The sequence below is a fragment of the Bacteroides sp. BFG-637 genome, from assembly GCF_024793605.1.
Taxonomy (GTDB): Bacteria; Bacteroidota; Bacteroidia; order Bacteroidales; family Bacteroidaceae; genus Bacteroides; species Bacteroides vicugnae.
Genome location: NZ_JANUPD010000002.1, coordinates 1,268,008 through 1,285,638, shown reverse-complemented (window position 1 = coordinate 1,285,638; position 17,631 = coordinate 1,268,008). Strand labels below are relative to the sequence as shown.

At 51.3% G+C, this 17,631-nt stretch carries 18 protein-coding genes and 1 pseudogene; 8 read left to right on the top strand and 11 right to left on the bottom strand.

The annotated features are described in order from the left end of the window. The first annotated feature begins 27 nt into the window (after positions 1-27). From NXX38_RS05515 to NXX38_RS05480, 8 genes are read left to right on the top strand one after another with little or no spacing between them, the layout of a single operon-like run. Complete coding sequence (locus NXX38_RS05515) at positions 28-1,077, top strand: hypothetical protein (RefSeq protein WP_004301222.1); 1,050 nt, start codon at positions 28-30, stop codon at positions 1,075-1,077. A 27-nt stretch (positions 1,078-1,104) separates the two neighbouring features. Beyond that, positions 1,105-1,551: a hypothetical protein gene (locus tag NXX38_RS05510; RefSeq protein WP_005680025.1), complete on the top strand. Its 447-nt coding sequence runs from the start codon at positions 1,105-1,107 to the stop codon at positions 1,549-1,551. Then, positions 1,548-1,949: a hypothetical protein gene (locus NXX38_RS05505; protein ID WP_004301227.1), complete on the top strand. Its 402-nt coding sequence runs from the start codon at positions 1,548-1,550 to the stop codon at positions 1,947-1,949. The genes NXX38_RS05510 and NXX38_RS05505 overlap by 4 nt, the downstream gene beginning before the upstream one ends. Then, the gene (locus tag NXX38_RS05500; RefSeq protein ID WP_004301229.1) at positions 1,940-2,530 is read left to right on the top strand and encodes a hypothetical protein; all 591 of its coding nucleotides are present in this window, start codon (positions 1,940-1,942) and stop codon (positions 2,528-2,530) included. Before NXX38_RS05505 ends, NXX38_RS05500 begins: the two co-directional genes overlap by 10 nt. After that, positions 2,520-3,365, top strand: coding sequence for a hypothetical protein (locus tag NXX38_RS05495; RefSeq protein WP_004320581.1), 846 nt, complete (start codon positions 2,520-2,522; stop codon positions 3,363-3,365). Before NXX38_RS05500 ends, NXX38_RS05495 begins: the two co-directional genes overlap by 11 nt. Before the next feature lie 19 nt (positions 3,366-3,384). Beyond that, positions 3,385-3,609, top strand: coding sequence for a hypothetical protein (locus NXX38_RS05490; protein WP_073350124.1), 225 nt, complete (start codon positions 3,385-3,387; stop codon positions 3,607-3,609). After that, positions 3,584-5,041: a MobV family relaxase gene (gene mobV, locus NXX38_RS05485; protein ID WP_004301236.1), complete on the top strand. Its 1,458-nt coding sequence runs from the start codon at positions 3,584-3,586 to the stop codon at positions 5,039-5,041. The genes NXX38_RS05490 and mobV overlap by 26 nt, the downstream gene beginning before the upstream one ends. A gap of 54 nt (positions 5,042-5,095) precedes the next feature. Then, a complete protein-coding gene (locus NXX38_RS05480; RefSeq protein ID WP_004301238.1) occupies positions 5,096-6,496 on the top strand; it encodes an OmpA family protein in 1,401 nt (466 codons plus the stop codon). A 100-nt stretch (positions 6,497-6,596) separates the two neighbouring features. Here the strand turns inward: NXX38_RS05480 and NXX38_RS05475 are convergent, their stop codons facing one another. The 11 genes and pseudogenes from NXX38_RS05475 to NXX38_RS05430 form a co-directional block, all read right to left on the bottom strand. Next, positions 6,597-7,193, bottom strand: coding sequence for a DUF2284 domain-containing protein (locus NXX38_RS05475; RefSeq protein WP_008669449.1), 597 nt, complete (start codon positions 7,191-7,193; stop codon positions 6,597-6,599). Next, positions 7,190-7,288: pseudogene (locus NXX38_RS26695) on the bottom strand (ABC transporter ATP-binding protein); the annotation flags it as partial. The gene NXX38_RS05475 and the pseudogene NXX38_RS26695, both read right to left, overlap by 4 nt. 116 nt (positions 7,289-7,404) lie before the next feature. Further along, complete coding sequence (locus tag NXX38_RS05470; protein ID WP_258978750.1) at positions 7,405-8,142, bottom strand: DUF6064 family protein; 738 nt, start codon at positions 8,140-8,142, stop codon at positions 7,405-7,407. Between the two features lie 3 nt (positions 8,143-8,145). Then, a complete protein-coding gene (locus NXX38_RS05465; RefSeq protein WP_008782454.1) occupies positions 8,146-8,646 on the bottom strand; it encodes a threonine/serine exporter family protein in 501 nt (166 codons plus the stop codon). Further along, the gene (locus tag NXX38_RS05460) at positions 8,643-9,410 is read right to left on the bottom strand and encodes a threonine/serine exporter family protein (protein WP_016278623.1); all 768 of its coding nucleotides are present in this window, start codon (positions 9,408-9,410) and stop codon (positions 8,643-8,645) included. Before NXX38_RS05460 ends, NXX38_RS05465 begins: the two co-directional genes overlap by 4 nt. Positions 9,411-9,424: 14 nt before the next feature. Beyond that, the gene (locus NXX38_RS05455; protein ID WP_008782458.1) at positions 9,425-10,180 is read right to left on the bottom strand and encodes an ABC transporter ATP-binding protein; all 756 of its coding nucleotides are present in this window, start codon (positions 10,178-10,180) and stop codon (positions 9,425-9,427) included. Beyond that, complete coding sequence (locus NXX38_RS05450; RefSeq protein WP_008782459.1) at positions 10,177-11,157, bottom strand: iron ABC transporter permease; 981 nt, start codon at positions 11,155-11,157, stop codon at positions 10,177-10,179. Before NXX38_RS05450 ends, NXX38_RS05455 begins: the two co-directional genes overlap by 4 nt. Further along, positions 11,158-12,297, bottom strand: a complete 1,140-nt coding sequence (locus NXX38_RS05445) for an ABC transporter substrate-binding protein (RefSeq protein ID WP_008782460.1) — start codon at positions 12,295-12,297, stop codon at positions 11,158-11,160. A 4-nt stretch (positions 12,298-12,301) separates the two neighbouring features. Continuing rightward, positions 12,302-14,392, bottom strand: a complete 2,091-nt coding sequence (locus NXX38_RS05440) for a TonB-dependent receptor (protein WP_258978749.1) — start codon at positions 14,390-14,392, stop codon at positions 12,302-12,304. 13 nt (positions 14,393-14,405) lie between these two features. Next, positions 14,406-15,485: a glutaminyl-peptide cyclotransferase gene (locus NXX38_RS05435; protein ID WP_004320571.1), complete on the bottom strand. Its 1,080-nt coding sequence runs from the start codon at positions 15,483-15,485 to the stop codon at positions 14,406-14,408. Between the two features lie 85 nt (positions 15,486-15,570). Then, positions 15,571-17,625 (bottom strand): DUF4971 domain-containing protein, encoded by a 2,055-nt coding sequence (locus NXX38_RS05430; protein ID WP_016278620.1) that lies wholly within the window; start codon positions 17,623-17,625, stop codon positions 15,571-15,573. Positions 17,626-17,631: the final 6 nt, after the last annotated feature.

The following is a 17,631-nucleotide window of genomic DNA, read 5'->3' as shown; positions in this document are numbered from 1 at the left end:
GCACTAAATAGTACGAAATAATATAGTATGAAAACATCAAAATCGAACTTAAAACAGCCGATAATCTTTGCCAAAATAATTGCCGTTTCGATTGCCGTATTCCTATGCGCGTCATGCGACAACGGCAATGGCAAACGATTGGCGAAAGCCAAGAATGACCCTGCCGGAACATACAGGGAATACCTGTCTGACATACGCAGGCAGAAAAGACTCTCCATTAAAGAATTGACCGGACACCTCAAGCAATGGCAAACATTGAGGGATTCCGTATTCCTGTATCTCGAATGTGATACGCTTGGCCGGCTTCATTCCACTGTAAGAGAAGAGTGTGAACAGATACATGATTCCATCCGCATGGAATTTTCACGGATGGTGCTGTCTCAAACACGCACTTATAAGGATATACTGTGGGTAAAAGAACAAATCTCGCCGCATCTTGAAGACAAAGAGTTGCATCGTGTGGCTGAAACAATCCGGCCGTTCTTTGCCTCATTGGATAACCAGCCCGTCAGTCAGAGAAACCGACAACATATTCTTGCCACTTATCGAGCTACCCTTGCTGAAACGATTGATTACGGTATTCATTGTATGGCAGACCTGACGACCTTTATCGAAAAGGAGGATGCTGTGTACCGGGCATTCCTTTCACGTCTGCCTGATTTCGACGGCGAGAATCTTTCCGACATCACGCATGACACGGAACGATGCTGCGCACAGGTATTTCTTGCCGCCGAACGGAACGACATCACCTATCGCAATGCCATGATTTATTTGGCCATGCGCACCAACCGCAGGCTGATTCAGAATGTCCGAACCTGTATCGACGACATCTGCAATCAAAAAGTCAAGACACCGGCACAGGCACAAGCCTACATCTGGATGCTTCTCCAGCCTTATTCGTCGTTGGACGGTTTCTGCTTGGCGTTGCTTTCAGCCGAAGAAAGAGAGCAACTCGATATGCTTGCCTCGCAGACACCCGACGCTTTCAGAGAGTTGGGCAGGATGCTGCACCCAGGAGACAACCGCTTGGACGAGCTGCCCGGAATGCTGATGGAAGCATTCATACACACGCTGTAAAATATGACAACAGAAAAATATATGAATATGTTACGACATTTTTATAATGACTTCATGGCATTCGTCCCCCTGCAACTTCCGCAGTTGCTCGATGTGACGACGATGGAAGAACCGCAGTTCTACGGCGACTATGTGCTGCTTACGTTTCCGTTGCGCACCCCTTACGAACTGGACGAAGTAATGGATATGTTCGAGGACGACATGGAGTTGATCACGCTTTACCACCATATCCCGATGCGGACGGAAAAATTCGGTCATAGCACTTGTGCATACTCGAATCCCGCTTTCGGACAGATGTTCAAGATGAACGCCAAGACTGATACGGAGGGTAATGTAAACAGCATCCTTGTTACCATCTATGATTCTTTGGAGCAGATGTACGGGGACCTATGCCTCGATTTGGAACTTCACTCCAAAAGCGGGTTCCTGAAATACAAGAAAGACAAGTCCGACGTGCTGATGAATTTCATATGAGAGAAAGTTTATACCGACAGATGGTCTATTGCATCAACACCTACCGGACGTGGATAGAGGTTGCCGATGACAATCTCTACAAGGAGCATATCATCTCAAGAACCGACCGCACCGATTACCTCGTTTCCCGTACATTGGTGCTGCGTGCCTTCAAGACGAACGGCATACACGCCGAGGGTACGACATGGACTATTCCCGAACACGAACTGGACAAGGCTTTGGCCATCTACCGAAAGCAAGACAGTACATTCAAGCAGCGCATCAAGAAAGCGGCCATGTACTTTTCGCCCAAGGATGCCGAAACCCTTATCCGACTGGCGACATACGGTATTGTCCAGTTGGAACTCATTGTGCGCCCCACTCCCATACCCGAAAAGCCCTATTACTTATGTTACTGAATATCCTGCTACTCATTTTCTGCGCGATACCTTTCGGGGTATCAATGTCATTGTACAAGAACAACAAGCGGTTCATGACACCCTTTTACATGGCAATGGCACGAAGCGGCAACGCCCGTAAACTGTATGTGCAAGTATGGCTGATATGCCTGCTTCTTTTCCATTATGTATATGCCTGTGGACATATGGGTGAGTTTGGAATCCTACTCTCTACCGGTGTCTGTGCCGCAATGTTCTCGTTCCGATGGACGGACAACTGGTTACGCAGGTTGCTTGACCGCCCCGGTGCATTTGTCACACTCGCATCGGTCGCACTGGTCATCGGCTTTGTGCCGCATCTGTACACCTTGGCGATAACCATTACCTATCTTCTTCTGGCAGCCCTGTTCTATCCCTCCGTTCGGGTCATGTCCGAATGCAAGGACACGGGGACACTTTCCGGATGGGCAAAGCATCCCGGAATGCTGTCAGAATCCTATCACGACAATCATCACGCAAATCTGCCGCATGAAGCGGACAGCGGCAACACTGACATATCCGCACAATATGAATCATTAAAACCGAATGAAAATGAAAAATAACCAAAAGATACCTGTTTCCATATTGGCAGACAGGGAGGTATTCGAATATCTCAAGGAGAAAGGGGATGAACGCAAGACACGCACCGAAGCGTACTGTGACCTGTTGGACAAATCACTGGCAGGTTTCGTTTCCCCGTTTTTAAGAAAGAAGGACTACGTGCTGCAACCCAACCAGTGCTACCTGACCGTTTCCGACCTCGCATCGGAGTGGCATTGGCACAGGGCTACCGTCCGTTCTTTTTTGAGTGCAATGGAGGCATTCGGCTTGCTGACCCGCATCCAGCTTCCCAAAAGCGTGGTCATTACCATGACCGTACAATCCGGTCAGGCAGCACAGCCCCGCGATGCACAGGAGCAGCCGGACTTTGCCGGACAGCTCCGTGAGGTATTGTCCGATTGGGTAATCGGCAAAACGACCGCTGCCGAAACTGGCGTAATGTGTGGACAACTCGTAAGTCTGGCAAAGGCTGAAATTGCCGACCGTGACGCCGGACACTGTTCGGACACCCATTCCATCACGACCTCCGCACATTCCGGCACTTTGGTCACGGAACATCGTGAAACAGCCCTGTGCTGCATCGCCCACGCCGCCCTGCAAAAAATCCTGCACAAGTCGAGATTCGATGACAGTTCGCCGCTTGTGGATTTCTTCCGGCTTGACCTCGGCGAAGAATGGGCAGCTTTCATCGAGTCCGCCAAAGACCTCGCCGGGCTGATTCTCGACACCGAGGCATCAGTGACGGACTTCGACATGGACGAAGACCAAGAACGCCTCAAATCGCTTCGCAAACCCTTTTTATCGCTTCTGGCGAAGGCACAGGCGATGGTGGATTGAACCGGGAGTCGAAAACAGATTGTATAACGCGAACAATCCGCCTCCATCCCTTAACGGTCATCCTGCCGGTTATAGGAGGCACACGGGCTTGCCCGTCTGCCACGAAACAAAGGGAAGGGGGAGCCTAATACCCCGACCGTCTATCGACCGTCGGGAGGCTGTCCGGGCAAGCAGCAAGCTGGGACAGGACGGATTGTCCGAAACAACACGAAAAGAGTATGGCAGATCAAAAACAGGTACTTGATGTGAAGGTGTCGAAAGGCATCACCACAGCCCAAAGTAACGAACACTTGCGTGATCGCAGTGAAAGGGCGGAAAAGTACGCTATGAATAAGGGGAATTACGACCCCACACGCAAACACCTGAACTTCGAGATTGCACCCGGAGGCAAGGTACGTCCCATCGACACGAGCCGCAACATTCCCGAACGGATGGCGGACATATTGGAGAGGCGTGGAATCAAAGACCCCAACGAAGGACTGGCAGAACCGAAGTACCGCACGGTGGTGAACTTCATTTTCGGCGGTTCCCGTAAGCGGATGCACGAACTCGCATTCGGCACGCAGAAAGTGGATTTCGAGAAAGATGCGGACAATATCCATATCAAAAGAGAAAGCGATATTGAACGCTGGGCGAAAGACGTCTATTCATTCGTGAGTGGCAAATATGGCGAGCAGAACATCGCCGCATTCATCGTACACCTTGACGAATTGAATCCGCACGTCCACTGTACGCTCCTGCCAATCAAAGACGGTCGCTTTGCGTACAAGGAAATATTCGCCGGTAAGGACAAGTTTGAATACAGCGCAAGGATGAAACAGCTTCATACCGACTTTTTCACCGAAGTCAATACAAGGTGGGGAATGTCGAGAGGAACAAGCATATCCGAAACAGGCGCACGGCACAGGACTACCGAAGAATACCGCCGTATGCTATCGGAAGAATGTACGACCATCGAGGAAAATATCAGCCGTCATCAAAAAGTTCTGGCTGACCTCCAATCGGACATCCGTCTGGCAGAGCGCAGGGTCAAGGGGCTTACGACAATGGTCGATAACCTTGAGAAGTCGAAAGCCGAAAAAGAGGCCCTGCTATCGGCAGCCGAACAGGATTTGAAAGCGAACAAGGGTGATGCTGAACAATTAGCCGCACAAGTGAAAAGTCTGGAAAAAGAACTGGCCGGAATCAACAGGCAACTGGCAGATAAGCAGGAGAAGTTACAGACGGCTGACCGGCAGCTTGCCGAGCTGAAAGAGAACATGGATGCCATTGAGGAACGTACCGGGGAACTCAAGGAGGAAGCCTACAAATACTCCCATGATGTACATTCCAAAGTGGACACGTTGCTCAAGGATGTCCTGCTGGAAAATGTGGTCGGCGAGTATAGGAACGTATCGGCACAGATGGACGTGGCGGAACGGCAACTGTTCGACGGCTCGCTCGTCCAGTCCATAGCGGAACAAGGTACAGACGTGATGCACTGCGCGACGATGCTGTTTCTCGGTATGGTCGATGATGCCACCACTTTTGCCGAAACTCGTGGCGGCGGAGGTGGCGGCAGCGACCTGAAATGGGGACGCGACGAGGACGAGGACAACCGTGCATGGGCACTCCGCTGCATGAGGATGGCGAGCCGCATGATGCGCCCGGCCATTGGCAAGAAACCCAAACGGTAAGTGGCGTACGCCTTATTACAAATCAAAAAGTATAACGAATAATATCATTGGAATATGACGAAACAGATCTTTTTTATATTGGCCGTGCTTTGCACGTTGCAGGCGCAGGCAAGTGTACAACCCGTACAGGTGGATACTGTACAACATACACCGTACTATAATGTCTCGGAGGAACGGCAACCGATACAGCCCGTCTATCTTGACGGAGTGGTACTTCCGGCATCCCGGACTGGCAACTGGTTTGTCAGCATTGCCGGGGGTACGTCCGCCTTTCTCGGCACACCTCTCGGCTGCGAAGACCTCTTCGGACGCTTGAAACCCTCGTACAGTTTCGCAGTCGGAAAATGGTTCACTCCGTCCGTCGGTGCACGTATCAATTACAGCGGTGTGCAGTTCAAAGATGGAACATTGTCCAATCAGGAATACCACCATATCCATGCGGATCTGCTGTGGAATGTCCTTGGCCGCAGATATGCCCGGCAAGAACAGGTACGCTGGAATCTTGCTCCCTTTGCCGGTGTCGGCCTGTTGCACAATGCTTCTAACGGGAATAATCCCTTTGCTGTTTCGTATGGCGTACAGGGAGAATATCGGATTTCCAAACGAGTAAGTGCCATGTTGGAACTCTCCGGCACGACCACCTTTCAGGACTTCGATGGTTACGGACGCCCGAACCGCCTCGGCGACCACATGGTATCGCTGACCGCCGGTTTCACGTTTCATCTCGGAAAGGTCGGTTGGAAACGCGCGGTTGATGCAACACCTTACATTCGTCAGAATGAGTGGCTCGTGGATTATGCCAATGTCTTGTCCGGAGAAAACAAGCGTTATAAAGACTGGTACGACCGCAACCGACGGACGCTCGCAGAATTGTTGAAAATTCTGGAAATAGAAGGCTTGCTTGACAAGTACGGTCATCTGGTTAATGACGATGAGACCGACCGCCGTCAAGGTTATCCCAGAAATAATTACAGCGGATTGAACTCACTTCGGGCAAGATTGAAAAACCGGCATTGGGATGGAATCTCGCCACTTGATTCTGCAAGTATTATATATGGCAACAACGGAGATGATTCCGAACAACCGGGCATAATCGTTTCTGAAAAGACGGAACTCATACAAGCCGGAAATTGCATCGGGTCGCCTGTCTATTTCTTTTTTAACCTCAATACGGCGCACCTGACGGATGCTTCCCAAATGCTTAACCTTGATGAACTGGCTCGCGTGGCCAAGAAATACGGATTATCCGTGAAAGTGACCGGCGCGGCCGACAGTTCGACTGGAACTCCCGTGCTTAATGGTTCATTAAGCACATTGAGAGCGGATCATATCGTTGCAGAATTAGAAAAGCGTGGCATACCGATCGAACGCATCGTCAAGGTAAGCAGGGGCGGCATAGCTGACCATGTGCCGGTCGAAGCCAACAGGCATACGAAAGTGGAGTTATTCTTTTAGTTTTTACATTAACTTTCATCAAGTCCCTCAATCTATAATCCGGATTGCAGGGACTTTTTTGTGAATGGCTATCATAACGTTATCAATGAGAGTAATAAGATTATAGGTTTCCTGAATCCGGATTACGCTTCGTATGACTGATAATATTTTCTGTCGAGTTATGAAATAATCCGCTTACGAGCACAAGATATTCTGGTAAAATATCATTCTTTCCCCAAAGCAGTTCTATCCCGAAAAGTTCCGAGAGGGTACGTGCTATATCGAATCCGAATGCTTCAAGCGAGGGACGTACTTTGTCCGGATGCAGGCAAGGACGGTTGCATTTGCGGGCGCATTCGGAATCTGGACAGTATAGGCATTTTCCTACATAGGCGAATGCCCTGCCTCCGTATCTGTGCTCCAGTTCCAGCAACTCTTTTTCTATCCTGATTCGTTCTGGTCTGATTAACTCTTGTGATTTGTCTATCGGGATGCCTTTTTCGATAGGAATAATTTTGGTAGCCATAAGATAGGCATACTTGTACTGGCGCAGAAATTCTCCGGTATCGAAATCAAACGGCGGACATCCCCAACTGTTACCGTAATTAGGGCATTGCCTGCAAAACTCGACAAACCGTTTCTCATCCCGGAAACGTGAAATATATTCATCCACGCCGATGCCTGCCGTGAAATTCTCTATGATATATTTTTCAGTCATTGCTTCACTTTAATGAATCCTATTGTAGTGTCGAACTTCACGCAATTATTTCGGAACAGCCGTTCTATACAGCCGCTCAGGCGCATCTCCTTCGTCAGCAGAACCGGTAAATCGAGAAAAGGGCTATAAAGGTAATATCGAGTTATGTGCCGGTTTATCGGCTCGAGTCCATTGCAATGGTAAAATATTTGTTTGAGCATGCGCGTATAAATCAGATGATTTGGGTGAATAGGTCGAGTTGGTGCAGGAGCGTGACGGTAAAGAAGATGCCGACGACCAGACTCAGCGCAATGAGCAGTGCATCGAGTACGTGGGCCGAGGGTTTCGTCGGCCGGTCGGCGTTGCTTCGGACATACTCCCGAAAGAAGATGTAGAGTGCAGGTACGGTACTGCACGCCAGCAGGTAGTCTTCGGGTATGCCGAAGAAGTAGACTTTCGACAGTCCGATCAGCGCCCAGTGGCAGAGGAACATGGCCAGCACGATATTGACCTGCTCCGAGAAGGCGAGCATCAGTCCAATGGTGAAAACCGCCACCGAACAGGGCATGACGGGCGAGGTCATCATGGGGAATTCGTGGCCCAGCGCCAGCGAGCAGAGGGGATATATCAACGGCATGACAAGGAGCAGGATAGCGAATGCGTTGTGCTGGCCGGTGCGTTCGAGCGAGGCGTGCTTCACCAGCAGCTCATAGATCCATATTCCACCCATTATGGCCCAGAAAAGCGCCAGCATGCCGTGATATTCGCGCGGACGGCAATAGATCATGTAATAGACTCCGGCGATCCAGAAGTTGAGAAACGCCATGAAGAGTTTCATGGCGATCCGTACTGCGGGCGTCGGACGGAGGTAGAGTAGCACAAGCAGCATGGCCGCCACGAGCGTGAAACCGATCTGCGCAGGCCAGGTTGCGGCATTGTAGGCCGCGATCGTGTTCCAAAAGATTTCCATAACCTAACTATTTTTTCGTGTGCGTCGGGTCATCGAGAAAGCCCGGCGTTTGAAGATGAATATCGGCAGCGTGGCACCGGCGGCAAGCAGCGCAATGACACTCAGCGATACGGTGGCATTGAGAAAGAACTGTTGCATGTAGCGCATACCCTCGTCGGCCCGATCGAGCGACTGGAGGAACATGATGAGCGAGAAGACCGTCTTGTAGGCGTAGATGCCCGGCACCATCGGCAGCAGAGCCGGAATGTAGAGGCAGGTCATCGGGCAGCGGACGCCGCGGCCGAGCCACAGGCTGCCCATGCCGATTGCAAAGGCCGCGAAAAGCGATGCGGTGGCGATATCCAGTGCGGCACAGTGTATCAGCGTGAAACGCAAGGCGTGGCCTATGGCGGCAAGCAGGGCGATGCGTGGAAAGGCCCGCATCGGCGGGTCGGAGATGGCCCCGAATCCGATGGCGGCGACAGCGGCGAAGAGGCCGTCGAGCAGAATATCCGTCACGATCATAGCAGCGAATCTTTAACCATTAACAAAGTGGCCGACAAACCGACGGCGATGCAGACAATCTGCAGCAGAGCGTTAACCAGCCGGCTGCCCCCCATGAGGACGTGTCCTTCCATGATGTCGATGACCCCGTTGATGAGCGGCACGCCCGGCACGAGGAAGAGCGGACTTGTTGCCAGCGCTATCTCGGCCGTGCAGTCGAACCGCAAGGCTGCCGTGGCGCAGAGCGAGGCGACGAAAGCCGAGCAGGCGAAGACGAGGAAGTGATTGACAGCGTGGGCCTGCATGCGCTGTTTGACGGCGAAGCCCACGAGTGTCGCCGTGAAGACGATGCCCACGGCCGTCCAGTCGCCGCCGAAGAGCTTGCAGAATGAGGCGTTGGCCAGCCCGACGACCACGAGCGTGAAGATTGGGTCCATGCGCGGTTTGTCAACCAGCGTCCGGTAACGGCTGCGGATCTCGTCGAGCGAGAGGCCCTCGTCCAATGCGTCCCAGCTCAGGGCACTCAGATCGGAGTTACGCTCGAAACTGATGGGGAGCGACGGGATTGCCACAACACGGGTTGCGGACTCGCCGCTTACGGTGTCGAGCACCGTCAGTATCGTACTCTTTTGGAAACTCGATAACTGAACGTCCACACCCAGCGCCTCGCCGATCCGTTGCGCATTGCGTATTACCCGAGAGGTGTGCACACCCGAACCGAGTTGATAGGTCGCATATTCGGCGATGAAACCGAGTATATCGCAAAGTTCCTGCTGCGTTTTCATATGCGGATCATTATTTATCGGGCTTTTACCATACCTGTCGCGGTATCGAACGTCACGGAATTATTACGGAACAGCCGTTCGATGCAACCGCTCCGGCGCATCTCTTCGGTCGGCAGGCACGACAGGCAGGGCGGGTCGATAAGGGCTATCGCATCGGTGAGCGACAGGGCAATATCCAGTTCGTGAGTGGAAAAAAGGATGCACTTGTTTTCTTCATGCGCCAGCCGTGCCAGTAGCGTACACAATTCGTAGCGGTTGGGCATATCGAGAAACGAGGTGGGTTCGTCAAGTAGGATAATCGGCGTATCCTGCGCCAATGCCCGTGCAATCATGATGCGCTGGCACTCGCCGTCCGACATCCTGTCCATCGTGCGTTCCGCATAGTCCTCCATGCCTACCGAGGCGAGCGACCGCATAACGATCTCCGTGTCGGCCTTCTGCATCCTTCCTATCCAATTGGTATAGGGTGCGCGGCCGATAGCCACGACGTCCTCGCATTTGAGGTTGGCGATGCGTGTGCGCTCGGTCGTGACGAATGCCAGTGTTCTTGCCCTCTCTGCAACCCGCATATCGGCGGCGTTATGCCCGTCGAGCAGGATTCGACCGGCATAACGGCGGTTCAGTCCGGCGATGGCGCGGAGCAGCGTCGATTTGCCCGTGCCGTTGCGCCCGATAAGGGCTGTCAGTTTGCCTTTTTCTATGGTGGCTTCCACCTCGCAGAGCAAAGTTCGCTCGCCGTAGCCTATGGAAAAATCGTGTAACTCTATCATGCTGTAACGGATTTGTTGCGCAAGACCACCCACACCACAATGGGGATTCCCAGCAATGCGGTGATGGCGTTGATCGGCAGGGTGAACAGTTTGGAAACAAGGTCGCAAAGCAGCAGCACGGAAGCACCCGAAAGAACGGTTCCCGGCACGAGCACCCGATGGTCACTGTTGCGGAACAGCATCCGCGTGACGTGGGGCATGGCCAGCCCGATGAAACCTATCGGACCGCAAAAGGCGGTCACAGTGCCGGCCAGCAACGTCGTGGAGAGGAACAGCAGTCCGCGTGAGCGACGAACGTTCAGCCCCATCGTCACGGCATACTCCTCGCCGAACAGCAACAGGTTGAGCGGCTTGATCGTCACCACCGCCAACAACAGTCCGGTGGCAATCGACGGGATAAGCACTGCAAGCTGGTTGAAGGTCACATCGCCGAGCGACCCCATCGTCCAGACGACGAACATTTTCAAGGATTCATCGTTGGCAACATACTGCAATATTTGGACAATCGCACCGATTCCCGACGAGAACATCATGCCGAGAATCAGAATTACCATGATATCCTTGATGCGGTGTCCGACGGCGGCGATGACGACCAGCACGATTGCCGCTCCGAGCCATGCCGCCCCAGCGATGCCTATCGACGAGCCGACACCGGCGAGTACGACGAGTGCCACGCCGAGGCTCGCGCCCGAACTGATGCCGAGCACGTAGGGGCCGGCAAGCGGATTGCGGAAGAGGGTTTGCATCTGGAGTCCGCTGACCGACAGGGCGGCTCCGGCCAGCAACGCGACCACCGCCTTAATCAGTCGGATATTCAGTATGATTTTCGCCGTCGCTCGCGGACAATCGCCGCCCGTCAGGGCCGCCCAAACATCACCGAGCGGTACGGCGACAGCCCCCACCGCCAAATCCAGCAAAAACAGGAAAAGGGTGAGGGCAGCCAGTGCGGTAAACAATAGGACGGAACGGGAGCGCATCTATTTCAGTTGCTTGTAATAGACGAAATCTTCCTCGACCAGTTCGGGGTGGAATATCTTCACGAGGTCTCGCAGCACGAGGTCGGGATTTACGACTGCAGACTCATAGTAGTCGTTGCCGCCAGCAGCATTGGTGCGGGCGTTGTTGTTATAGACCTGTCCACCACGGAAACAGCGGGTGTCGATGAACTTCGGGCAGGCGGCTCGCAGCTCGTCGAGCGTGTTCGCCATACCCACATGCAGCCACATATCGGCTTGCGAGGCCAGCAGGTAGGCTTCCTCCAGGTCTATGGGCACCGAGGCATTGCCCGTGTTCTTTTTGTAGATGTAATCGCCTCCGGCATCTTTGACCATTCGGGCGACATAGCTTTCGGTCGAGGGCATGAACCAGCTGTCGCCGTAAGGGGTGTTGAGCATCACCGACGGGGCATCGAGAACATTGTCCGCTACTTTCTTTCTCAGGACATTGTATCTGACGGGGATTTCCGCGAATACTTTTTCGCCCTCCGCCCGTTTTCCGATGATCTCCGAAAGTGCCAACAGCCATTCGGCTTTGCCCAGCGGCGATTCTTCGAGGTAATCGCCGACGTACATGAACGGAATATCCAGTTCTTTGAGCTTGCCCTCCATCGAGCTTGCCCCGTTCACGCCGTAGAGCAGCACGAGGTCAGGGTCGAGCGAGAGCAGCAATTCGTAGTTGATATTCCCTTCGTAGCCTACATCTCCAACGCTGTCCCGCCGTGCCTGAATGTCGGGATTGGAGATGTAGTCGATGCCTGACACGCCGACTACGCGTCCCGTTTCACCGATTGCGTCGAGCATGGCGATATGGGTAGAGGACATGCAGATGATGCGCTCGGCATCTTTTCCGAGCACCTGACCGGTGAAATCTTCGGGTACGCTTTCTCCGTCACGGGCGATGAACAGGTATGTGGTAATGCTGTCAGCTCCCTGCCAAGGGTTCGTGACGGTAACCAATACGCTCTTTTTGCCGTCTGCACCTTTTATGTCAAACCCCGAAGCGTATTCGGGTGTATAGACCGCTCGGTTGAAATCGGCAAGTTTGGAACTCTTATCATGGCAGCCTGTGAATGTCAGTACAAGCAGCAATATCAGGCTCAGATTTTTCAATGCTTTCATATCGTTACAAATTTGTGTTTACGGACTTTTTCTTGTTTTTCCCGAACTTCGGGGTGATACCGATGAACAGCTCGAAGTTGATGCCGGGCATGGGGCGCGAGAGTACCGAGAGGTAATCTTCATTGAAAAGGTTGTTGACGGCGAATTTCAACTGCACGTCCACCGGTTTGAAAAAGAGGTTTTTCTCCAAGGAGACGTTGCTCATGAAATATTCGGGCAGGTGTCCTGTCAGCGTATAGTCGTTGCTCGACATGGTGAAACGCTCCGAGTAGAACGCCCACTTGTAAAGGAACGCCCACGACCGCCACGACAACCGTCCTGTCAGCGAGGCGGAATGCTCCGGCACGTAGGGTAACTGTTTGCCCACCGACTGGTCAGCAGGTGACATTTTCTCGCCCTCGTTGATAGAGGGTGTCCACGAATAGGAACCGTTCAGGTCAATGAGCCAATCCTTTGCCGGCTGCACGGCCAGGTTCGCCTTGACCTCGATGCCGTAGGCGTGTACCTTCTTCACGTTGCGGGGCGAAAAGAAGCCTTTGGTGGTGGGCAGCCAGATAATCCAATCGTCGATGTAGGAATCGAACCAGTTCACGCCGCCGCTCAACTTATAGACATTTTCTTTGCCGACCTCGAAACTTACACCTGCATCGTAGCTGAAACCATGCTCGTTTCTCAGATTGGGATTGCCACCGGGCAGGAAATAGAGGTCATTCAGCGTCGGGAAACGGTAATTGCGTGAAACAGAAGCTTTGAGCATCACATTCCCTTTCGGAGAAATGATGCCGTCAATAAAAAAAGCTGATATAAGCGGAGCCCACTCGGAACCGTACATTTCTTCTCGCAACACAACCGACATGCCAAGCCGGTCTATCGGTTGCCACTTGGCAGATACGGAGCCGGAAAGTTCCACGCGTCCTTTGTCATAGCCCACGATGGCTTTGCCTCCGTCCTGCAAGATGATATTCTTGTCCTCACTGCGTACCAAATGCTGGTGAGCCGATACGTTAGCGGTGAAAAACCAACGTTTTGTCGGACTGTATTCACCTTCAGCCTGCCCGTAGAACGTATTTACCTTGCTACGGGAACGGGTCATCGACGCCCAGTTATCAGGTGCGACCTCACGCTTGTAGTCGTAGGCCATCCATGTGTGTATGTAACCGCCTTTCACGCCGAGTTTCCAGTTGCTTTTGATATGATCCCACGAAAGGACACTGCGGAAAGTCTGTTCCCGCTGGCGGTTCTCGAAGTCGGTTGCATCTCCGTAGTCGGTCGTCAACATCGGAAGTTCCCGGTTGGAGTTGATATACCATGCGTTCAGGCCTAATTTGTCGCCTTTGCGGGTGTTGTAATAGATCTCTTGAAGCAGGTGCAGGTCCTTGAACGCCCCGGAGCGGTTGCGCTCTTTAGGGTGGTACTGCCCGATGATGTTCTTGTCCTCGTCGTAGATGTTTATCTTCTTGTCGTGATTGGTGTACTTGTAATCGTTGGGCGAGGAAGAATAGACCGCACGGGTGGAGACGTGCCACCGCTCGCTTCCGTAGGTGAAGCGGGCGAACTCGTCGAAGGTCTTGAACGAGCCGATGCCCTGCACATATTGAGCATTGAAGCCTTCGGCTACGGTGGGGGTGGTACCGAGCTTAACCAGACCGCCCAGTCCGCCGCCCGTTTCGTTCACCGATGAAGTACCGTGCAGCAGAGATGCGTTGTCTATGAAGTAGGACGGAATGGTGGAGAAGTCCGTCATGCCGAGCATGGGGTTGTTGATGCGCATGCCGTTCCATGTCACCTGCGTGTGTGAAGGCGACGTTCCTCGGAACGCGACGGTCGAGAGCGTGGCGCGTCCGTAGCTCTTGACGAATACGGACGAGTTGAACGTCAAGATGTCGGCCATCGAGAGGGCGATGTTCTCTTTCAGTGCGAGCGAATCGAACTTCGTCTTCTGCACGCCGATTTCTTTCATCGGCCGATGGCCGACGACCGTGACTTCCGGTATGGTAAGATGCCAGGTCGACCGCTTTTTGCTTTCCGTCTGCTGCGCAAAGAGTGCCGTGGGGAGACATGCCGCCAAAGCGAATAACAGATATAGTCTTTTCATATTGCCTCCTTTCTTATTTCCAACAGAATGCACCGGGAATAATCCCGACATAAAATTCATCTATCAATTTCCCTTCGGGTGAGTAGCGGTAAATCATGCCCTGCTGCTGGTAGTCGATGGCATCGGCGATGTATACTTCCCCGTTGGCGGGGTTTACCGTCAGTCCGTAATAAATCGTGCCGCTGTATTCGAGGAACGGACGCACCGGCACATGGCTGGCTGTCACGTCCATGCTCCAAATGGCCTTGTTGATCCAGTAGAGTTTGTCCCTGTCGCCATTGAGCTGTACCTCCGAGGGCCAGTCGCCCAACTTGAACTTGAACTGCTTCTCCACCGTGAATGTCTCGGCGTCGATGCGGTAGAGCGACGGGGCTTCGTAACCGTAGGGGCTGCCTTCGTAACCGCCGTCGGTCACCGTCCACATCTTGTTGTACTTGTCCATGACCAGCGATGTCGGTTGTATGCCGACCTTCAGTTCATCGACCACTTGGTCGGTTTCGGTGTCGATTTTGATGATGCGGTTCTGATACGACCAGCAGTTGCAATAGACGTATTTGCCGTACTGCACCATCTGCTCCGTCGAGCCGCTTTCCATCGTCATGTCCGGCACTTGAATGTAGCCGGTAATTTCATATTTCTTCGGGTTGATGATGAAGATGCGGTTGTCCCACAGTTGGGTGACGTAGGCTTTTTCGTCGCTTAGGAAATGAATGTAGCGCGGCGAGGTCAGGTTCTCGATGCGTCCCACCTCCTTGAAGGTGTTCAGGTCGATGGCGAAAATCACGTGGGAGTTGTTCACCACGACCCAGCCCTTGTTGTCGTAGATGGTCATCGACTGCGCCACGTCGCCGAGTTTCATGCCGTTGGCACGGAAGAAGATTTCGTTCTGTACCTGTTTGGTCGCAGGGTCGTAATAGGACAAGGTAGCATTGCCGTACTGGAAGTTGCCCTCGTTGGTGATGAACAGTCCGGCTCCCGTGGCATTGAAGTCTTCTACGGCATCGCCGTAGTCCCACTTCATGCAGGATGTCAAGGATAGTGTCACTCCGACAACTACGCTCCATAGCAGATATTTCAATTGGTGATAGGTCATACCGTTATTTTTATAGTTAATCCCCGGTAGTCTTACCTTACGGTAAGCATACCGAGGATTGGCAGAAAACTTATTGTTTGGTTATCTATTCGGCAGGCTTGTACTTCCCGTCTTTCATATCTTGGTATGTGGGGTTATAAGCACATTCTCTGACAGACCATTGAGATTCTCCTGTTAGAACATTGTTTTCAAACAGGTATTTGAAAGAACTGAAATCGCTAACATCTCCTTGCCCGCTTATACTAATCCCTTTTACTGATTTGAGACCTGAAAAATCAATGGACAAAATACCATTAGAACCAAAATCAGAATACGGGCATGTTATTGAAAGATTTTCGGATATTGATTCAACGGTAGGATAAGACACCTCATCAGCCGTCATACCCCATACAACAGTAGATGTTACAATATTAAACAGTCCGTTTATCGTTTTTAATTTGGGACATAAAATATTAGTAACATCAATCTTAAACTCAATTTGTGTATTTGCTCCATCCGTCCCAATGCTTTCCAAACTGGTAAACTCAATATCATTCTTAAGAAAATCAGTCGTAACCGAACATGAACCGAGAATTTTTTTCAATGACGGGAAGGTAATATTATTTGCATTCGTATTATTTTCTAATGTTAAAGTACCTCCTATTTCCTGCAATTTAGGAAATTCAATTTCCGCACCCGTATCAACACTTCCCGAATTCAATGCAATAGTCATATTTCCTGCCACACGAATAAATGGCATAACAAATTCTTTTACATAAAAATAATCTTTGCATTGGAAGTCGCCCTCTATATTTGAGATTCCCTCAAGAGTCAATTCGGTCAATCGACAATTTTTAGGAAGCAGAAGAAGGCTACCGTTAAATGTTTCCGAACCTACGATTTTATTTAGTTGCTTACATTGTAGGGTAAGTGTATTCCCGTTAAAATTTATCTGGGACAAATCCAGTTCTTCTATGAGCAGATTACTTAAAGTCATATCACCGAGTACATCTTTCAAAGAAGATATATTAAACTTATTGACTTTATTCGCATCCACACTGGTCTCTCCGCAGGAAATAAGACCGGGAAGTTCAACAATGGAAATCTCTTTGCAATTTTTTATAGTCAGTCCTCCAACCGAATGTAATTCGGTCATTGCAAGACTTCCGATGGAGGACATATCGGAGAATGAGGCAGTACCGGCCACACTTTCCAATGCCGGTAGATAAATTCCTTGCAGTTTGGGAAAATATTGGACTGTAAGTTCATTCCCGACCCGTTTGAGCGCTGAGAAAACAATGGCTTCGGTTGTCGCTGATTCTTTTTGTGCTACCGAACCTTTGACAATTAAGGAAGCTCCGACAGATTCAACGGCATTTGCATCCAAATCAAGCAAAGCATCGGAGGTTATATACATATCCTCACCAATGAACTCGACTTTGGGTATGGATATTTTTTCAATGACAGAACTGTTAACGACAAAATCGCCGGTCACTCCAAGCAAAGAGGGCAGATTAACCGTTTTGAGCGTTATGTTTTTACTGGTAGAAGTTGTCGATCCTAATTTGAAACTTCCGAGTTGTTCCAGATTATCCAACCCCGTCAAATCCGCTCCTTTGTAAGACGGATTGATAACAAGAGAGTTACTGATTTGTTTCAGGTTGGCAAGTCCGTCCAGATTGGTGATTTCTTCTCCGTCTGCCGTTCCGATGGTCAGGCTGCCTTCGATTTTGTTTATTCCTGTCTTGGCAAAATTATCCACCTCGGATTGCGTGGCAAGTACCACGCTGCCGCTCTGTTCGATGTCTGCATATTGATAAGTATAGGAATATACTTTGCTCTCCTGCATTCTGGAGGTGACTACGAATTTCCATTCATTTTCCCAATCCTCTATGGTTGATGGATTCGGGTTAATAGAGGCTCCCTCGCAAAGGGCATACTCTACGGTAGCCCCTTTCAGACTGGTATTATAAGGTATCTCAACTGTAATCTTGTCCCCGACTATCATGGCTTGATAGGTAATGCCATCTACAGTTAGAGCAAACTCGGAGATGAAGTGATCCTTGCCGTCTATTCCGCTTACTTCAGGGTCGTCATCACTACATGCAGCAAGGCAGAGCGTAGCGAAACAGAATAGGATGAAATGATATATTTTGTTCATAATGAA